The organism is Micromonospora sp. MH99, from assembly GCF_021442385.1.
Taxonomy (GTDB): Bacteria; Actinomycetota; Actinomycetes; order Mycobacteriales; family Micromonosporaceae; genus Micromonospora.
In genome coordinates, this window is record NZ_MUZA01000026.1 from 66,461 (window position 1) to 83,964 (window position 17,504).

The window sequence follows — 17,504 nt, forward strand, 5'->3', positions numbered from 1 at the left end:
GCCCCGCCGGCGCAATCGGCGTTCCGGCTTGACGTGCCAGCGATGCCGGGTGACGGTGGGGTTGTGAGTGTCGCGGTGAGTTGTCCGAGATGCGGGGGCCCGGTACGGGCGCCGGATCTGATGCACACCGAGTCGAGGTGCCTGCGCTGCGGTCCCGTGCCGCCGCTGCACGTGCCCGAACACATCGGAGCGGAGATCGTCGCGAGCGTGGTGGAGCGGATCGCCGCGACCGGCGGTCCACCGGGGACGCCGCTGTGGTGCCCGTGGCCGCTGCCGCCAGGGTGGACCCTCACCGGCGTGGCGTACGCCGGTGACGACCGCACCGGCGTACGGGCGACCGCGGTGGCCTGCGCGGGGCCCGCGCCGCTCGACGACGGCCCGGCGGATCTGGTCTTCGTGGCCGAGGAGCCGGGCGTCGGCCTGGGCACCCGACTCGCCGGCCTGGCCGGCCCGGATCCCGGACCGGAACTCGCCGACGCGCTGACCGACCCCGGCCCGGGGCACCCCGAGCACGTGGGGCAGGCCAGGATCCGGGTCGGCGGGCACCCGACTCCACTGTGGCTGGTGAATTCTCCGACGGATCGAAGCGCGTACGCCGGCGAGGCTCGGGGAATGTGGCTGCATGCGATAGCCTGGCCGGCGAGTGCGGGTCACCTCCTCGCGGAAGACGTCGTTTTGCACGACCTGACCGAGTGGACTCCGCCCGAACTCGTGTACGGCGCACCATCCCCGTACCTGTCCGGGAGGGCTTGACAGCCTTCCGGGTTTGACGGAGAACGGACGCAGATCTTCACTGTACGACACCACACTGATACTCTGGGTGCCGCTGCGGTAATGGGACCCGGCGCCGCGCGAGAGGATGGCCCGCCATGGTCAAGAAGGTCCTCACCTGGGCCGGAATCGCATTCTTGATCTTCTTCGTCGCCTATCGGCCAAACTCTGCGGCTGATGTGTTCAAGTCGCTGGGCGGCGGGATCATGGACATCGCCCAGGGGTTCGGCGACTTCTTCACCAGCCTCGTCGCCTAACCGTCGATGGGCAGCCCTTCCGGTCCACCCTTCGACCCGGACGACCCCGACCGGGACCGGCGCGACACCGAGCCGATACCGCGGATCGGGCCGGATGACGGCCCGGGCTACGGAGCCGGTCCCGGCCTGTCCGACGGGCCGTCCCTTTCGGACGACGTCGGCTACGGCGAAGGGCCCGGCTATGCCGGCGAAGGGCGGTCCGGCCGGGGCTGGATTCGCGATCCCGAGGCCGCCTACCAGCCACCGCAGATCTCCGAGGACGAGCTCGCGGGGCTGCGTGCCGACGCGACGGGGGCGACTCCCCGGCGGGTGCTTCCGCTGGAGGACGAGCCCAGCTCGCTGGTCGCCCGCTACCTCTTCCCCACCGAGCGCTACCGGGGCGAGTGGAAGCGGCACTGGATCCACCTCACCAACCCGCTCCTGATCGGCATCGCGGCGACGTTCGTGCTCGGCTACCTGTCCGGCTTCCTCGCCGGCAACAACGTGGGCGCGTTGACGACCATCGCGGTGCTGCTCTGGTTCGCCGTCATGGGCTGGGTGGCCTGGAAGGTCGCCGACTGGTGGTATGACCGGTTCATCCTGACCAACAAGCGGGTCATGGTGGTCAACGGCATCGTCACCCGCAAGGTGGCCATGATGCCGCTGGTCCGGGTCACCGACATGAAGTACGAGCAGACGCCGACCGGCCGCGCACTCAACTACGGCACCTTCGTCCTGGAGTCCGCCGGCCAGGAGCAGGCGCTGCGGGAGATCAAGAACCTGCCCAACCCGAACGAGCTGTACCTGCGCGTCGTGGAAGAGATGTACGAGCCGCAGGCGGTCGAGGCGCGGTTGGGCAAGGAGGCCGACGAGGCCAAGGCCGACGACGGGGCGTGAAAGTTTTCGTCCGAACATCGGAGCAAGTGCGCACCTTTCGTCATGGACCGGAACGCCTCTGACGTGGCACTCTGCCAGGACGGTGTGGGTGCGGAGGTGTGTGGTGGCGAGCAGGGACCCGTTGGAGGAGGAGTTTCGCGAGTTCGTCGCGGCTCGCTCCGCCGCCCTGCTCCGTACCGCCTATCTGCTCGCCGGCGACTGGGCGACGGCCGAGGATCTGCTCCAGACGGCGCTGACCAAGACCTACCTCGCCTGGAAGCGGCTCGGCGGGATCGAAGCCGTCGAGCCGTACGCCCGTCGTGTGATGGTCAACACCTCGACGAGCTGGTGGCGGCGACGCTGGCACGGCGAACGCCCCACCGAGGTGCTGCCCGAACGGCCCGGTGTCGACGAGATCGAGCAGCAGCTCGACCGTGACCTGCTCTGGCGGCACCTCCGGGAGCTGCCGAGCCGGCAGCGGGCGGTGCTGGTCCTGCGCTACTACGAGGACATGTCGGAAGCACAGACGGCCGCGCTGCTGGACATCTCGCCGGGCACGGTGAAGAGCCAGGCCTCCCGGGCACTGGCCACGCTGCGCCGACGGATGGGCACCGCCACCCCGGACCTGGCCGATGCCCCCGGTACCGACGGTCGCGCTGCTCTCTCCGGCCGGGGCCGCGACGCCGCTCTCCCGGGTCGCGCTGCTTCCTCCGGCGGTGGGGCTGCTCCCGCCGGCCGGGGGGATGCCGCGGGAGCTGGCCGAGGTGCCGACGCTGCCCGACCTGGGCCGGCCGGGAGGGATCCGGGGGGCCGTGCCGAGGCGACGCCCCGTCCGGCGGCCGGTCGGGCCGGGCCGGGAGCTGTCGCACCCCGCCCGTCCGAGCCGCGCCCGATCGCACCGGCGGTCGAGCTACCCACCGCTCCGGCGGCCGTGCCCGTCGGCACCGGCGCCGGAGACCAGCAGTGAGCGCATTCCCGCCGCGGTCCGACAACCTGACGGGCGGTCCGCAGCGTCCTAACCAGGTGCGACGTGACCAGCTGGAAGGTGCGGTGCGGGAGACTCTCTCGCACCAGGTCGCCGTCACCCGTCCGCTGACCGCCGACCCGGCCGGTCAGGCCATCCGCCGGGCCAACCGGATCCGACGGCGCCGTACCGGTGTCGGTGTCGCGCTCGGAATGGTCACCACCGTGCTGATCGGCGCCGGCATGACGCAGCTCGCCGACGAGACCGGCCGGCAGGGCCCGCCCATCGTCGTGATCGGCGATCCGGATCTGTCGGCCCGGCCGCTTCCCTCGGCGCCCGTTGCCCCACCCGCGTCATCGCCCGGAGCGCCAGCCGGCCTGCTCCTCGACGGCACCCTGATCAACCCCGACGGCAAGCGGCTGGCGCTGCCCAGCGTCGGGCCCGCCGAACGCGCCCACAGCCTGCCCAGCGGCGCCGGCCTGCTGGTGGTCGGTGCCCCGACCACCGCCGGCCGTTCCCTCTGGGTCGCGCGGGACGACGGCCTGGTGCAGGTGCTGCTGGCCGGTGCGGGCAAGATCGTTCTCGCGCCCGACGCCAGCCAGGTCGCCTGGCGCGACGGCAAGGACCTGCTCGTGGCGGGAGTCGTCGGGAGCCAGCTCATCGGCACGGTGCGCATTCCGGTGCCGGACGGCGCGGAACCCGTCCGGTTCGTCGGAAACAGCGTGCTGGTCCGGCTCGACCGGAACGGGCCGACCCATGCGCTGTGGCGGCCGGGCACGGGGGAGCTGACCGCGGTGTCCGAGCGGGGCACCCTGAACGTCTACGGTGCGCTGCCCGACGGGCGGCTGATTGGTCAGGTGTCCGCGAGCGGGTCCGGTGGGACCTGCCTGGCGGCGCTCGACCCGAAGCGGGCCCTGAAGCCGGTACGCACCGCCTGCGGCACCCAGTTGAGCCGGGACGGCGCGGGCGGCGTGTCCGACGACGGGCGGTGGCTTCTGGTGAACGGGAAGGTCGGCCCGACCGATCAGGCCCTCCTGGTCGATCTGCAGCGACTCGGAGCGACGGTGAACGCCATGCCGGCCGGTCCGGCGCTGAGTGGCGCGGTCGCCTGGACGACCGGGACGGACGTCGCCTACGTCGACAGCGCCGGCAAGCTGGTTCAGGTCGACGTCGAACGGGTGCGTGCCGGGCAACCGGCCGAGCCGGTGCCCGTGGACGGCCTCGCGCCCGGTGACCGGCCGGTCCTGGTCACCGGCTCCTGATCCGCACCCGGCTCCCCGTCGGTCGTGGCGTCCCGCGCTGCGGCAACCGGCTCGGCTCGCTGTGCGCGTTCCGGTGCCCTGCGCCGGGAGCGGCCCGTGGCGCGGCGTGCGCTGAGGGGCACGCCCCGGGGCTGGCCGGCACCTACGCGAGCCGGATTCGGGTCCGCTGGGTAGCGTCGGGAGGTGACCTCGCGTACCGGCCCCGCGCCGCGGATCGACCTGCACGCCCACTCGACCGCCAGCGACGGCACGCTCAGCCCCGCCGACCTGGTCCGCGCCGGTGCCGACGCGGGCCTCGACGTGCTGGCCATCACCGACCACGACACCACCGCCGGTTGGGCGCCGGCCGTGCGGGCGCTGCCGCCCGGTCTGCGCCTGATCCGAGGCGCCGAGCTGTCCTGCCACTGGTCGGGCGCGCAGCCGCCGGTGCCGCTGCACCTCCTGGCGTACCTGTTCGACCCCGACCACCCGGAGCTGGTCGCCGAGCTGACCCGGGTGCGGGCCGCCCGCGAGGAGCGCGGCGAACGGATCGTGGCGCTGCTGCGCGCCGACGGCATCGACGTGAACTGGCCGGACATCCTCACCGGGGCGGGCGGCGGCACGGTGGGTCGCCCGCACATCGCGCAGGCGCTGATCCGCGCCGGTCTGGTAGCCAGCACCAGCGAGGCGTTCGGGCCGGACTGGCTGGGTGAGCGGTACCGGCTGCCGAAGGAGGACATCGACGTCTTCCATGCCGTCCGGCTGGTCCGGGCCGCCGGCGGTGTACCGGTCTTCGCCCATCCCCGCGCCACCCGACGTGGCCGGGTGGTGCCCGACGAGCTGATCGCCGAGCTGGCCGCCGCCGGGCTGGCCGGCCTGGAGGCCGATCACGAGGACCACAGCCCGGCCGAGCAGGCGCACGTACGCGCGCTCGCCGCCGACTTGGGTCTCCTGGTCACCGGCTCCTCCGACTTCCACGGCACCCACAAGAGCGTCCAGCTCGGCGCGTTCACCACAGGAGTCGAGGCGTACGAGCGGATCGTCACCGCCGGGGTGACCGAGGTCGCTTCGGGCTGATCCGCGTATTTCGCCCACCACGGCGCGGCTAGGTTTCTTCCGTGGATCTGAAGCTGTTCGGCGAGGTTTTCGTGACCCTGCTGGTGATCACCGACCCGCCGGGCATGATGCCGATCTTCCTGGCGCTGACCGGGCCGTTGCCCGCGCGCGACCGTAACCGGGCAGCGTGGCAGGCCGTCGCGCTGGCTCTCGGCGTAATCGTGATCTTCGCGGTGGCCGGGCAGACCCTGCTCGACTATCTGCACGTGGACCTGCCCGCGTTGCAGGCCGCCGGTGGGCTGCTGCTCGTCCTGGTGGCCCTGGAACTGCTGACCGGCAAGGCCGACGATCCCAGCCAGCAGGTCACCTCGAACATCGCGCTGGTGCCGCTGGGCACCCCGTTGCTGGCCGGACCGGGCGCCATCGTGGCGACAATGCTCTTCGTCCAGCAGGCCGACGGGTTCGGCGACTTCACCGCCATCGCCGCGGCCATCCTCGCCGTCATGGTCGCGGTCTGGATCGTGCTGCGCTTCTCCGGCGGCATCGTGAAGATCCTGCGCCCCGGTGGCATCGAGGTGTTGACCCGGATCGCCGGCCTGCTCCTGGCCGCGATCGCCGTACAGCTCATCGCCGACGCGGTGGCGGCCTTCGTGACGCAGTACGTGAACATGGCCTGACCGCACACCCGGAATGTCGGCGGTGGATGGCAGGATCGCAGGCGTGCGACGAGCCTCTTCAGCCGGACGACCCGCCGCAGGCGGTCGAGCCCCCCAGCAGCGCCCCGGTGGCGCCGAGCAGCTCGGCTTCGAGGGGATGCCGGAACGGCTGTTCGTCTGCACCCCGAGCAAGCTCGGCGCGTACGCGGACTGCCCCCGCCGCTACCGCTACTCCTACGTCGACCGGCCCGCGCCGCCGAAGGGGCCGCCGTGGGCGCACAACTCGCTCGGCGCCAGCGTGCACACCGCCCTCAAGAACTGGTACGCGCTGCCCGCCGACCGGCGGCACCCGAAGGCGCTGGCCCTCCTGCTCAAGGGCACCTGGGTCCGTGAGGGTTACCGCGACGACGCGCAGGAGCGGGCCGCCTACCAGCGGGCGCTGGCCTGGCTGGAGGCGTACGTCGAGACGCTGGATCCGGAGTCCGACCCGCTCGGTGTCGAGCGGGTGGTGGCGGTCAAGACCGCCGTGCTGGCCTTCAACGGCCGCGCCGACCGCATCGACTCCCGCCCCGGGCCGGAGGGCCCGGAGCTGGTCATCGTCGACTACAAGACGGGCCGCACCGGGCTGGACTCCGACGACGCCCGGGGCTCGCAGGCGCTGGCCCTCTACGCGTACGCGGCCGAGCGGGTGTTCCGCCGACCGTGTCGCCGGGTGGAGCTGCACCACCTGCCGACGGGCACGGTCGCCGGCCACGACCACACCGTCGAGTCGCTGACCCGCCAGCTGACCCGGGCCGAGGACACGGCCCGCGACATCATGGCCGCCGAGCGGGCGGTCGCCGAGGGCGGCGACGCCGACGAAGCGTTCCCGGTGGCGCCCGGCCCGCGATGCGGTTGGTGCGACTTCCGGCGGCACTGCCCGACCGGGGCGCAGACGCCGGGCAAGGAGCCGTGGGCGGCCGTCGACCGGCCCGCCGACGGCTGACCGTCAGCGCCCTACCCGCACCTGACCCCGATCGGGTCCGGCTGTCAGCCGGCCAGCGAGGTCGCGGTGTGCCGCTCGGCCCGCTCCTTGGCGGCCTGTATCAACGGCCCCTCCAGGTAGCGGCGCGGCACCGCGGCGAGCGCCAGGCGCAGGGCGCGCACCGTGAGGTCCGCCGACAGTTCGGTGGTGGGCAGCCCCAATCCGCCGTACATCCGCCGGGCCCACGGAGGCAGCAGCGCGAGCGCGGTACCGGCGATTCCCAGGTACGCCCAGCGCGGCGGGCCGAGAGTGAGGCCGAGCCGGGCGGGCAGGCTGAGTTTCCACGGCAGCGGTGGGGCCGTGAGGAAGATCGCCGTCTCGGCGGCCTCCCGGGTCATCCGCAGCTCCGGCCGCACGGCGCGGTAGTACGCCGCCACCTCGGCGGCGGTGCCCGGCACCGTGGCCGGATCCAGCCCGACGAGAGCTGCCGACCGACGCTGCTCGGTGTAGTAGCCGTCCACCTCGTCGTCGGTGAGCGGCAGGCCCGCCCGCCGGGCCGTGGTGAGGAACGATTCGACCTCGGTGACGTGCACCCAGCGCAGCAGGGCCGGGTCGTCGATCCGGAACTCCTCGCCGGTGGCGGTGTCGGTGGCCCGCAGTCGGTCGTGCAGGCGACGCAGCCGCGCCCCGGCCTGCTCCGCTTCAGCCGTGGTGCCGTAGACGGTGGTCGCCACGTAGGTGGCGGTGCGCACCAGTCGACCCCACGCGTCGGTGCGGTAGTTGCTGTTCTGCGCGACCCCGGCCATGGCCCGGGGGTGCAACGCCTGGAGGTAGAGCGAGCGCAGGCCCGCGACGATCAGGATCGGCTCCTCGTGCACCTTCCACGTGACCGAACCCGGACCGAAGAGGCCGAGGTCATCGGAGTCCACCGACCAAGCGTGCCACGGGCCGCCGGTCGGTGCCGCTGGAGCGGGCGGGTCAGCTGTCGGCGGCGCGGCGCGACTGGCAGCTCGGGCAGAGACCCCAGAAGGTCACCTCTGCCTCGTCCACCTCGAAGCCGTGCGCGGTGCCCGGCTCCAGGCAGGGAGCGCTGCCGACGGTGCAGTCGACGTCGGCGATCTCGCCGCAGCCCCGGCAGACCACGTGGTGGTGGTTGTCGCCGGCGCGCGCCTCGTACCGGGCGGGACTGCCGGCCGGTTCGATCCGGCGGGACAACCCGGCCCGGCTCAGCGCCCCCAGCACGTCGTAGACCGCCTGCGTGGAGACCGAGTCGAGGCGTTCGCGGACCCGCCGGGTGATCTCGTCGACCTCCAGGTGACCGCCGTCGGCGAGAACGTCGAGCACCGCGAGGCGCGGTCGGGTGACGCGCAGGCCCCTCGATCGCAACAACTCCTCGCCACCGGACATGCGCCAATGACAGCACGTACGACCAGCAGCGACAACCGTCGCTTGCCCGGGGTGGCCACGGACACAGCCCGCCGGACCGACCAGCGGGGTCGCGCCGTGCTGAACCTGATCGCCGCCGCGCGCGTGTCTCCGGGCGAGAGCTCGGGGACGACCGGCGGTCCGTACGCTGGCGCTCCCCGCACCGTGATCCACCTGGAGGTGTCGATGTTCGAGGAGATCCTGGGTCTACCGGTACACGTCCTCGTGGTCCACGCGGTGGTCGTCATCGTCCCACTGCTGGCGGTGCTGGCCATCGGATACGTGGGGCTGCCGCGCTGGCGGCACCGACTGGACTGGGCGCTGGGCATCCTGGCCGTGGTCGCGCCGGTGACCGCGTTCGTGGCCGTCGAGTCCGGTGAAGCCTTCACCGACGCCCTGGTCGCCCGCGGCTACCAGGGCCAGATACTCGACCAGATCTTCGAGCACTCCCGTTACGGCGACATTCTGTTCCGGATCGTGGTGCCCCTGGGGATCGTGGCCATCGCGCTGCTCGTGGCGACCAGTGGGCACCCGCGGGTGCCGCGGCTGCCGGCACTGGTGACGCCGGTGCTGGCGGTGGCTACCGTCGCGCTGGCCATCGCCGCCCTGGTCTACGTCTACCTGACGGGTCACTCCGGCGCCGAGGCCGTCTGGGGCACCACTCTCTGACCGGCGGCCGGGGCGACGCGGTCGGAGGCCGCCTCAGAAGATGAGCCGCGAGCAGAGCAGGCAGACAAGAGCCACCAGCACCACGGCGGCTGCGGCGCCGAAGCCGTAGGTGACCCGCTGGGAACGCTGCTCGGCCGCATCCAGGACGGCCATGTCCTGTGGCGGGAGCTGTCGGGGCGGGGCCGGCTCCAGGTGCACCGGGGGACGCCAGCCGGCCGGCGGCGGCACGCTCGGGGGCGGTCCCGCGTACCCGCTCGTGGGTGTGGTGGCGGGTGGGGGTCGGTCCGCCATCGGGCCGTCGCCGGTCCCGGGCCGGCGCCAGTAGTCGTCGTCCGGGGTGCTGCCACCGCTGGGGGTCGTCACGGCGTTCGACGCTACCAACGGAGCCGGCGGCCCGGTCGCTTCTGGTCGATGTGCCGACCGCGGCGAGCGACCGCCCGTTGTCGCCTGCGCTATTCTTGCCGCTCGTGAGCACCGAGGACCCCGGCACGCAGGGCGCGCGCGGCGATGACGACCGCACCGTCGACCTGAGGGACGACTTCGTGGTGCTGCCCGAGCAGACCTCGGACGACACCGACCAGGGCTGGGGCGAGCGGAGCAGCGGCAACGACGACTGGCTCCTCTCCCAACGCCCCCCACACTGGGACTGACCCCGACGCCGCGCCCGCCGGGCGGGCGACCGCCGGCACGGCGGCGGGCTGGGTGAGCCGGGCCGGTGCCCTGACTGCGCCGTTGGCCGCCGGGCAGCCGGTCGCGGTGCGGCCGCCGGTCGGGGTGTCCATGCCGGTGGGGGTGTGCAGGATCGCGGCGGCGAGGCCGAGCAGCGCGGCGACCAACCCGGCCCGCAACAGGGTGCGACCGCCGGGTAGGGCCGGCCGGCGCAGCGGGCGCAACGCCCGAGCGGAGTCCAACGTGCGGGTGATCATCTGCCGCCTCCGTCCCGGGTGCCGTCGTGGTGACACCCGTAGAGCGGCACGGTAGGCCGGCAACGGCCCGCCCTGCGGACCCCTCGTCCCCGCCTGTGGACAACTGTCCGGCCTGTGGATAACGCCCATCTACCGGCCGGATCTGCTATCGCGAGGGGCGCGGCCGCGCTGGCACGCGGGGCCGCGCTGGCACGCGAGGCCGATCAACTCGGGTTCCTGGAATCCGGGCGATCAACACCGCCGGGACAGGCCGACTTCCGGGAACCCGAGTGGATCAAGGCTGAAACAGCGCCGCCCGGGGCGATCGCGGGCGGCGCTGTCGGCGAGGCGAGGTGAGGTTGGGAAGGCTGGGTCAGGAGGCGGAGCTGGCTGCCGGAGCCTTGCCGCCGCCCGACCCACCGGACGACGACCCACCGGACGACGATCCGGAGGACGATCCGCCGGACGACGACCCGGACGACGACCCGGACGACGAGGACGAGGACGACGACCCGGAATCCCCACCCGAGGACGAGGACGACGAGGACGACTCGGACTTGGCCGGCTTGCTCGGCGTGCCGCCGGCGGAGGTCTCGGAGCCGGACGCGCGGGAGTCGGTGCGGTAGAAGCCCGAGCCCTTGAAGACGATGCCGACCGAGTTGAAGACCTTGCGCAGCCGCCCCTGACACGCCGGGCACTCGGTCAGCGGCTCGTCCGAGAAGGACTGCACCGCCTCGAGCTGGTGACCGCACGCGGTGCAGGCGTACTGGTACGTGGGCACGTTCTCCTCCGGTATCTGAGCTCGGCCAGTTGGCACTCGACGTATTCGAGTGCCAATGGTGCGTCATTCGCCCCGGGTTCGTCCAGCGGACGTGTGGGGCGCGACACCCTGCGCCGTACCCGGGCCGTCGTCAAGCGTACGCATCCCGTCGGTGGGGGTGACGACCGCGCGGACCGGACGGTCGTGCGGCTCCGCCGGCAGCGCCTCGACCAGCTCCCCGTCGTGCAGCGGGACCACGGTCAGGACCGCCCCGGGCACCCGTGCCAGCGCCCGGTCGTACGAGCCGCCGCCGCGGCCCAGTCGTCGGCCGCGCCGGTCGACGGCGAGCGCCGGCACGACGACCAGCTCCGCGCCGGTGACCGCGGCCACGCCGAGGCGGGGGCCGATCGGCTCCCGGATGCCCCGGCCGGCCGCCGCCAACGCGTCGGGCCCGGAATAAGCCGCCCAGTCCAGGTCCAGGTCGGCAAGGAGCACCGGCAGCAGCAACTCGGCGTCGGGCGGCAGCGCCGACCGCAACACCTCCGGCAGGTCGGCCCCGCCCGGCTCGGAGCCGACCGGGACGTACGCCGTCATCCGGGCCGGGCGCAGCCGGCGTACCAGGGCGACCAGCTCGGCCTGGACGCGCCCGGCGGCTTCGGCCCGCGCCTGAGCAGTCAGGGCCCGGCGGCGGGCGAGCAGGTCGACACGGGTTTCCCGCTTCGCCACTCGGGCCACTTCCGCTTCATAAGAAAATTCCGGCACGCAACACTCCTGACGCAACGCCACTCCCACGGTTGCTCTGTGTCAGCATCGCAAGCAACGGAGGCGGAACTTCCGGGGGGACCGAGTGACGCTACGCGGGCGGTTGACTGCAGCCTTCCTCGTGGTGGTGCTCGGCCCGGTGGTGCTCGGCGCGTTCTTCGTCGCCTCCACCGTCGCGGCAGTCGACCGCAGCCGGTCCACCGAGCGCCTCGCGGTGGCGGCCTCGACTGTGCGTACCTCGGTCGACGCGCTCTGCCAGCAGTTGCGCGCCGCCGCCGACACGGTCGCCCTCACGGGTGACCCGGCCATCGCCGCCGGCCAGCTCGTCGGCCGTGGGCTGGCGGCAGCGGTGCAGGTCACCGACGTGAACGGACGCGTCACGTACGCCTCGCCCGGCGCTCCGCCGACGCCCTGGCGGGACTGCTCCGAGCCGGCCGCCGCGCCGTTCGGCCCGGTCCGCGCGCTGGCCGCCCGGGTCGACCGCCGCGACCCGGCCGGCGCGCTGCTGGGCACGGTGGCCGCCGCGCACCTGGTCGACCCGGCCTTCGTGGCCCGGCTGGCGGCGGTGACCGGGGTCGCGGTCACCCTGCTCGACGGCGGTGCGGGCGCCGACCGCTTCACGCACACCACCGAGTCCCAGCAGGAACGCGACGCGGTGCTGGCCGCCGCCGGGTCCGCCAGCGGTGAGCGGGTCACCGAGAGCACCAGGGGTCGGTACGTGCGCCGGATCGGGCCGTCCGCCGGCCAGCCGCTGCCGCTGGTGTTGTCGGTGCCGAGCGAGCGGCCGCCCGGGCTGCACGTCACGCTGGCCGGCGTGGTCGTGCTGGCCGGGCTGCTCGCCGTGTTCACCGCCTGGCGTCTGGCCCGGGTGACCACCCGGCCACTGGTGGAGCTGGCCGGAGCGGTCGACCGGGTGGCGCACGGCGACCTGACCGCCCGGGTGCCGGTGCGCAGCCGCGACGAGCTGGGACGGCTGGCGGCAGCGTTCAACCGGATGACCCGCGAGACCGGGTCGTACGTCGCGGCGCTGACCAGCAGCCGCGACCAGCTACGTGGGCACCTCGCGGTGCTCGGCGACACCCTGGCCAGCACCCACGACCTGCAACGCATCCTGCGGGTGATCCTGCACAGCGCCATCGCGGCCACCGGGGCGCGCGCCGGCGCGGTGCTGCTGGTGGAGGCCGGCGGGGTGCTCGTCGCGCAGTGCAGCGAGGGGTTGGACGGGCGCTGGCCGGCGGGGGACCCGGACGGGTCGCAGGGACTGCGGGTGCCCGTGGGCGTCGGCGTGGTCGGCGCGGTGGCCGCGACCGGCGAGCCGCAGCGGGGCCGGCTGGAACCGACCGAGGCCCCGACCGGCGAGCCCCGCTGCCGCACCTACGTCGCGGTCCCCTTCTCGACCCCGGGCGGAGCGACCACACCGGGCGGTCCGACAACGACCACACCGGGCGGTCCGACAACGACCGTCCCGGGCGGTGAGCGGTGTCTCGACGAGGCCGGCGCCGCGGCGGCGCTCGGTGTGCTGGCCCTCTACGACCGGGTTGGCGCGGACGAGTTCGACGACGACGACCTGGACACCCTGCGCACCTTCGCCGGCCACGCGGCAGTGGCGGTGGAGAACGTCCGCGTGCACGAGGAGGCCCAGCGGCTGTCGCTCACCGACCCGCTCACCGGCCTCTGGAACTACCGCTACCTGCGCGAGTCGATCCGGCGGGAGGTGGAGCGGGCCAGCCGGTTCGGCCGGATGCTCAGCGTCCTCGCCCTCGACCTGGACCGCTTCAAGGACGTCAACGACACGTACGGGCACGCGGCGGGGGACACCGTGCTGGCCGAGTTCGCCCGGCGGGTACGCGGTGAGATCCGCGAGGTCGACCTGGCCTTCCGGCAGGGCGGCGAGGAGTTCGTGCTGCTCCTGCCGGAGACCGACGCCCGGGGTGCCGCGATCGTCGCGGAGCGGCTCGGCGCGGCGGTGCGCGAGACGCCGATCGCCGTCGAGGCGTACGCGGGGCCGATAGTGGTCACCGTGTCGGTGGGCATCGCCGTCTACCCGGACCACGGCAGCACCGGACGGGAGGTGCTGGAAGCCGCCGACGACGCCCTCTACGCGGCCAAGGCCGCCGGCCGGGACACCTATCGCGTCGCCGAGGCCCGCCCCGACGTGCCGACGTGGGAGATACCGGTGCCCGCCGGCGCCGTCAGCCCACCCGACGGGCTGCCGCGGGCCGGCCGGCAGGTGCAGGTCCCGCGGGAGCCGGGCGGGCACGCCCGGTCGGAGTCGACCGCTGGCGTACCGGAATCGAACCGGTCGGGGCCCGCGCACGCCCGCCCGGATCCGGCGGACGAGCCGGCGGCCACCGCCGCGGACGCCGCGCGGGCCGGCCCCGACGTCGGCCGGCCGGGGCCGGGCGGCGGCGCGTCTTCTGGGCCACACCCGCCGCGGCAGAGCCGTGGCCGATAGTCTCGCGGCATGTCGGAGCACTCAGCGAACCCCTCATCGACGGTCGCCGCAACCGGCCGTCCCCTGGCGGTCAAGGCCGTTATCCCGGCCGCCGGACTGGCCACCCGCTTCCTGCCGGCCACCAAGGCGGTCCCGAAGGAACTGTTGCCGGTGGTCGACCGGCCGGTGCTGCAGTACATCGTCGAGGAGGCCACCCAGGCCGGCATCGGCGACGTGTTGCTGATCACCGGTCGGGGTAAGACGTCGATGGTGGACCACTTCGATCGACGCCCCGACCTGGAGACCAGGCTGGAGGAGAAGGGCGACGCCGAGCGGCTGGCCGCCGTGCGCCGGCCCAGTGAGCTGGCCGAGATCTACACCGTCCGGCAGCCGGAGCAGCTCGGGCTGGGCCACGCCGTCGGGTACGCCGAGTCCCACGTCGGTGACCAGCCCTTCGCGGTGCTGCTCGGCGACGAGTTCGTCAAGCCGTCCGAGCCGCTGCTGCCGGCGATGCTGGAGCTGCAGGCCCGCACCGGCGGCGTGGTGCTCGCCTTCTTCGAGGTCGACCCGGCCGACACCAAGCGGTACGGCATCGCCTCCGTCGAGCCGGCCGAGGCAGAGCTGACCGACATCGGCGAGGTCGTCAAGGTCACCGGCATGGTGGAGAAGCCGCAGCCGGAGGACGCGCCGAGCAACCTGGCGGTGCTGGGTCGGTACGTGCTGCCCGGCAAGATCTTCGACGCGATCCGCCGCACCAAGCCGGGCAGCGGCGGCGAGATCCAGCTGACCGACGCCATGGAGCTGCTGCGCACCGAGGGCACACCGGTGCACGCGATCGTCTACCGGGGCACCCGCTACGACACCGGCATGCCGCTGGGGTACCTCCAGACCGTCGTGCAGATCGCCGCCGAGCGCGAGGACCTCGGCGCCGAGTTCCGCTCCTGGCTGGCCGAGTTCGTCAAGGCCGACGCGGCAGGCGGATCTGGTACATGACAGCGACGGCCGACGCCGAGGCGGCCGCGAACGAGTTGACGCCGCTCGCCGACTACCTGGGCAGCGTGCTGCGCAGGTTACGAGCGCTGCCGCCACTCGACCTCGACCTCACCCAGGCGCACGGCAACGTCCTCGCCGAGGACGTCGTCGCGCCGCACGCCTTCCCGGCCTTCGACCAGGCGGCCGTGGACGGGTACGCGGCCCGGTGGGAGGACATTTCCGGAGGGGGCCGGGGCCCGAGCTACGTCCCGGCCCCCTCCGGCACGCCCGGCGGCCGGACCATCCGGCTCAACGTGGTCGGCGACCTCGGCGCGGCGAGCTGGCGGCCGGTGCGGCTCACCCCGGGCTCGTGCTTCTCGGTGGCCGCCGGGGCGCCGCTGCCGGTCGCCGCGGACGTCGTGGTCCCGGTGGAGTGGACCGACCAGGGCATGGCCGCCGTCGAGATCTTCCGCACCCCCAAACGGGGGTACGGGGTACGCCGCGCCGGTGAGGAACTGCCCGTAGGCACCCTGCTCGCCCGCGCCGGCACGTACGTCTCTCCGGCCCTCGTCGCCGTCTTCGCCGCGACAGGCATCGGCCACGTGGTGGTCCGGCCCAGCCCCCGGGTGGTCATCGTGGCCACCGGCGACGAGCTGGTCGACGTGGGCCGGGGCAGCCAGCCCGGTCAGGTGGTCGACGCGAACTCGCACGCGTTGACCGCCGCCGCCGCCGAGGTGGGCGCACTGGCGTACCGGGTGGGTATCTGCGACGACGACCCGGAGGGGCTGCGCGGGCTGCTGGAGGACCAGACCCTGCGCGCCGACCTGATCATCACCACCGGGGGGACCGGCACCGGCCCCGGGGACATGGTGCGGCGGATCCTGTCCCGCCGCGAGGGTGGCCGCGCCGGCCCGGTGACCTTCACCGACGTGGCGCTCTATCCCGGCACCGCCCTCGGGTTCGGCACCGTCGGCGCCGAGGAGGTGCCGGTGGTCTGCCTGCCCGGCGACCCGGGCGCCGCGCTGATCGGTTTCGAGGTGCTGGCCCGACCCGCCATCCAACTGCTCGCCGGCGCCGAGCCGGTGTTCCGGCCGAGCGTCCGGGCGCACCTGCTGGAGACCGTGTCGTCCCCCGGCGGGCTGCGGGAGTTCCGCCCCGCGCACGTCGCGGAGCGTCGCGGCGGCGGCTATACGGTGCAGCCGCTGCGCGGTGGCCCGTTCACCCTCTCCGGACTGGCCGAGGCGAACGGGCTGCTGGTGCTCGGCGAGCGGGTCACCACCGCCGCCGCCGGCTCCACCGTGGACGTCCTGCTGCTCGACAGGCGCCGGTGACGTCTCCGCGCGCCCAGCGGTCCATCGCGGGTCCACTTGCGCGCTTTACGGTCCCGCGCGGGAGACTGTGGGAGTGAGTCTCTTTGGACCGGCCCGAGCACCCGGTTGGCCGGCGGTGCTGGTCGACGGTCCAGTGCTGCTGCGGCCCTACCGGCGCTCCGACGCGGCGGCGTGGTCGGAGGTGCGCCGGGCCAACCGGGCCTGGCTGGCACCGTGGGAGTCGTCGCTGCCGGGCAGCTGGGACGAGTTGAACTCGCCTGCCGCGTTCCGCTGGGTGCACCGTGACCAGCGCCGTTCCGCCCGCGAGGGTGAGGGGATGCCGTTTGCGGTCTGCCTGCGCGAGGCCGACCGGGACCGGCTGGTCGGGCATCTCAACGTCGGCAGCATCGTGCGCCGCGCCTTCTGCTCCGGCTACGTCGGCTACTGGGTGGACGCCCGGGTCGCCGGGCAGGGAGTGATCCCGACGGCGCTCGCACTCGCCGTCGACCACGCGTTCGGCCCGGGTGGGCTGCACCGGGTCGAGGTCAACATCCGGCCGGAGAACCGGCCGTCGCGGCGGGTGGTGGAGAAGCTGGGCTTCCGCGAAGAGTCGTACCACGTGCGCTACATGCACATCGACGGCGCCTGGCGGGACCACATCGGATACGCGATGACGAGCGAAGAGGTCGCCGCCGAGGGCGGTCTGCTGGCCCGCTGGCACCGGGTACGCGCCACCGCGCGGTGAGCCGTCCCACGGACGGGATCGGCGCGGCGCGGCGGCATCGCGGTCGGTGCGCCGTAACCTCAAGTAACTGCAAGCTGCGGCAAGCGCTCAACGCCCGGACGATCTACGCACCCAGGCACGATCGGTGGAAGATCCTGCGGTCGGGGAGCGGTTGCTCCGAATTCGGTGACGGGAGGGGTGAGGGTGCCGACCTCGGTGCTCCTCGCCGTCCTCGCCGCCGCCGGCCTGCTCGCCCTGGCCCCGGCACTGGTTCGCCGGTACGACGCCACCGAGCGGCTGGTGGCGGAGCGGGCGCAGTCGACGGCGCGGGTGCTCCAACGCCATCGACGGCGCCGCACTGTGCCAGGACGGCAGCCCGTGCACCCGCCACGCTCCCTCGTCGTCACTCTGAGTGAAGATGCGACTACGGGTAGGTTGGCCGCGCCGGTCTCCGCGCCCCCGGCGGCACGCCGCTCCGGCCGCCTGCGGGCCGTACCGCCCGCACCCAAGCGTTCCCGCCGCCGTCCGCCGCACCGGCAGCACACCCCCGCCGTGTACCGCCGACGTCGGGTGCTCGCCGCGCTGCTGCTGCTCAACGTCGTCGAGCTGATCGGCGTGCTCTTCGTCAGCCCCGGCTTCTGGATCGGCTTCTCGGTCACCTTCCTGCTGCTGGCCCTGTACGTCGTACACCTGCGCGGGCGTGCCCTCGCCGGCCGCCGTCGCCGCCGCGCCCGCGCCCGGGAGGCGGCGTGGCTGGCCGCCCGCCAGGCCGAGGTCCG

At 73.7% G+C, this 17,504-nt stretch carries 20 protein-coding genes and 1 pseudogene; 16 read left to right on the forward strand and 5 right to left on the reverse strand.

Annotated elements, in window-relative coordinates:
- The first annotated feature begins 42 nt into the window (after nt 1-42).
- From B0E54_RS16120 to B0E54_RS16155, 8 genes are all read left to right on the forward strand, one after another.
- Complete coding sequence (locus B0E54_RS16120) at nt 43-753, forward strand: DUF6758 family protein (protein WP_308195366.1); 711 nt, start codon at nt 43-45, stop codon at nt 751-753.
- A gap of 116 nt (nt 754-869) precedes the next feature.
- A complete protein-coding gene (locus tag B0E54_RS16125; RefSeq protein ID WP_007455302.1) occupies nt 870-1,028 on the forward strand; it encodes a hypothetical protein in 159 nt (52 codons plus the stop codon).
- A 6-nt stretch (nt 1,029-1,034) separates the two neighbouring features.
- Entirely contained in the window at nt 1,035-1,904 is an 870-nt protein-coding gene (locus B0E54_RS16130) for a PH domain-containing protein (protein ID WP_234584357.1), read from the forward strand.
- 103 nt (nt 1,905-2,007) lie between these two features.
- A complete protein-coding gene (locus tag B0E54_RS16135) occupies nt 2,008-2,850 on the forward strand; it encodes a SigE family RNA polymerase sigma factor (RefSeq protein WP_234584358.1) in 843 nt (280 codons plus the stop codon).
- Nucleotides 2,851-2,933: 83 nt separating this feature from the next.
- Nucleotides 2,934-4,109 carry a hypothetical protein gene (locus B0E54_RS16140; protein WP_234584359.1) on the forward strand — a complete coding sequence of 392 codons (1,176 nt, stop codon included), beginning with the start codon at nt 2,934-2,936 and terminating at the stop codon, nt 4,107-4,109.
- A 183-nt stretch (nt 4,110-4,292) separates the two neighbouring features.
- Nucleotides 4,293-5,165 carry a PHP domain-containing protein gene (locus tag B0E54_RS16145; RefSeq protein WP_234584360.1) on the forward strand — a complete coding sequence of 291 codons (873 nt, stop codon included), beginning with the start codon at nt 4,293-4,295 and terminating at the stop codon, nt 5,163-5,165.
- Between the two features lie 41 nt (nt 5,166-5,206).
- A complete protein-coding gene (locus tag B0E54_RS16150; RefSeq protein ID WP_234584361.1) occupies nt 5,207-5,821 on the forward strand; it encodes a MarC family protein in 615 nt (204 codons plus the stop codon).
- A 13-nt stretch (nt 5,822-5,834) separates the two neighbouring features.
- Nucleotides 5,835-6,785: a RecB family exonuclease gene (locus tag B0E54_RS16155; protein WP_374109278.1), complete on the forward strand. Its 951-nt coding sequence runs from the start codon at nt 5,835-5,837 to the stop codon at nt 6,783-6,785.
- 44 nt (nt 6,786-6,829) lie between these two features.
- Here B0E54_RS16155 and B0E54_RS16160 read toward each other — a convergent pair whose 3' ends face one another.
- Entirely contained in the window at nt 6,830-7,693 is an 864-nt protein-coding gene (locus B0E54_RS16160) for an oxygenase MpaB family protein (protein WP_234584362.1), read from the reverse strand.
- Nucleotides 7,694-7,742: 49 nt separating this feature from the next.
- On the reverse strand, nt 7,743-8,171 hold the full coding sequence (locus B0E54_RS16165) for a Fur family transcriptional regulator (RefSeq protein WP_234584363.1): 429 nt from the start codon (nt 8,169-8,171) through the stop codon (nt 7,743-7,745).
- 204 nt (nt 8,172-8,375) lie between these two features.
- Here B0E54_RS16165 and B0E54_RS16170 point away from each other — a divergent pair, with 204 nt between their 5' ends.
- Nucleotides 8,376-8,858: a DUF2231 domain-containing protein gene (locus B0E54_RS16170; protein WP_234584376.1), complete on the forward strand. Its 483-nt coding sequence runs from the start codon at nt 8,376-8,378 to the stop codon at nt 8,856-8,858.
- 33 nt (nt 8,859-8,891) lie between these two features.
- Here B0E54_RS16170 and B0E54_RS16175 read toward each other — a convergent pair whose 3' ends face one another.
- The gene (locus B0E54_RS16175) at nt 8,892-9,221 is read right to left on the reverse strand and encodes a hypothetical protein (protein WP_234584364.1); all 330 of its coding nucleotides are present in this window, start codon (nt 9,219-9,221) and stop codon (nt 8,892-8,894) included.
- Between the two features lie 104 nt (nt 9,222-9,325).
- Between B0E54_RS16175 and B0E54_RS16180 the strand changes: the two genes are divergently transcribed.
- Nucleotides 9,326-9,508 (forward strand): hypothetical protein, encoded by a 183-nt coding sequence (locus B0E54_RS16180; protein ID WP_234584365.1) that lies wholly within the window; start codon nt 9,326-9,328, stop codon nt 9,506-9,508.
- Between the two features lie 608 nt (nt 9,509-10,116).
- Nucleotides 10,117-10,389 carry a hypothetical protein gene (locus B0E54_RS16185; RefSeq protein ID WP_234584377.1) on the forward strand — a complete coding sequence of 91 codons (273 nt, stop codon included), beginning with the start codon at nt 10,117-10,119 and terminating at the stop codon, nt 10,387-10,389.
- A 14-nt stretch (nt 10,390-10,403) separates the two neighbouring features.
- Here the strand turns inward: B0E54_RS16185 and B0E54_RS32465 are convergent.
- Nucleotides 10,404-10,580: pseudogene (locus B0E54_RS32465) on the reverse strand (FmdB family zinc ribbon protein); the annotation flags it as partial.
- A gap of 27 nt (nt 10,581-10,607) precedes the next feature.
- Nucleotides 10,608-11,285 carry a 5-formyltetrahydrofolate cyclo-ligase gene (locus B0E54_RS16195; RefSeq protein WP_234584366.1) on the reverse strand — a complete coding sequence of 226 codons (678 nt, stop codon included), beginning with the start codon at nt 11,283-11,285 and terminating at the stop codon, nt 10,608-10,610.
- A gap of 85 nt (nt 11,286-11,370) precedes the next feature.
- Here B0E54_RS16195 and B0E54_RS16200 point away from each other — a divergent pair, with 85 nt between their 5' ends.
- From B0E54_RS16200 to B0E54_RS16220, 5 genes are all read left to right on the forward strand, one after another.
- Entirely contained in the window at nt 11,371-13,740 is a 2,370-nt protein-coding gene (locus tag B0E54_RS16200; protein ID WP_234584367.1) for a diguanylate cyclase, read from the forward strand.
- Between the two features lie 9 nt (nt 13,741-13,749).
- Nucleotides 13,750-14,712, forward strand: coding sequence for a UTP--glucose-1-phosphate uridylyltransferase (locus B0E54_RS16205; protein ID WP_234584368.1), 963 nt, complete (start codon nt 13,750-13,752; stop codon nt 14,710-14,712).
- Nucleotides 14,709-16,022 carry a gephyrin-like molybdotransferase Glp gene (gene glp, locus B0E54_RS16210; protein WP_007455335.1) on the forward strand — a complete coding sequence of 438 codons (1,314 nt, stop codon included), beginning with the start codon at nt 14,709-14,711 and terminating at the stop codon, nt 16,020-16,022. Before B0E54_RS16205 ends, glp begins: the two co-directional genes overlap by 4 nt.
- Before the next feature lie 73 nt (nt 16,023-16,095).
- Nucleotides 16,096-16,746 carry a GNAT family N-acetyltransferase gene (locus tag B0E54_RS16215; protein WP_234584369.1) on the forward strand — a complete coding sequence of 217 codons (651 nt, stop codon included), beginning with the start codon at nt 16,096-16,098 and terminating at the stop codon, nt 16,744-16,746.
- Between the two features lie 183 nt (nt 16,747-16,929).
- On the forward strand, nt 16,930-17,504 hold a 575-nt coding region (locus B0E54_RS16220; RefSeq protein ID WP_234584370.1), incomplete at its 3' end, for a hypothetical protein.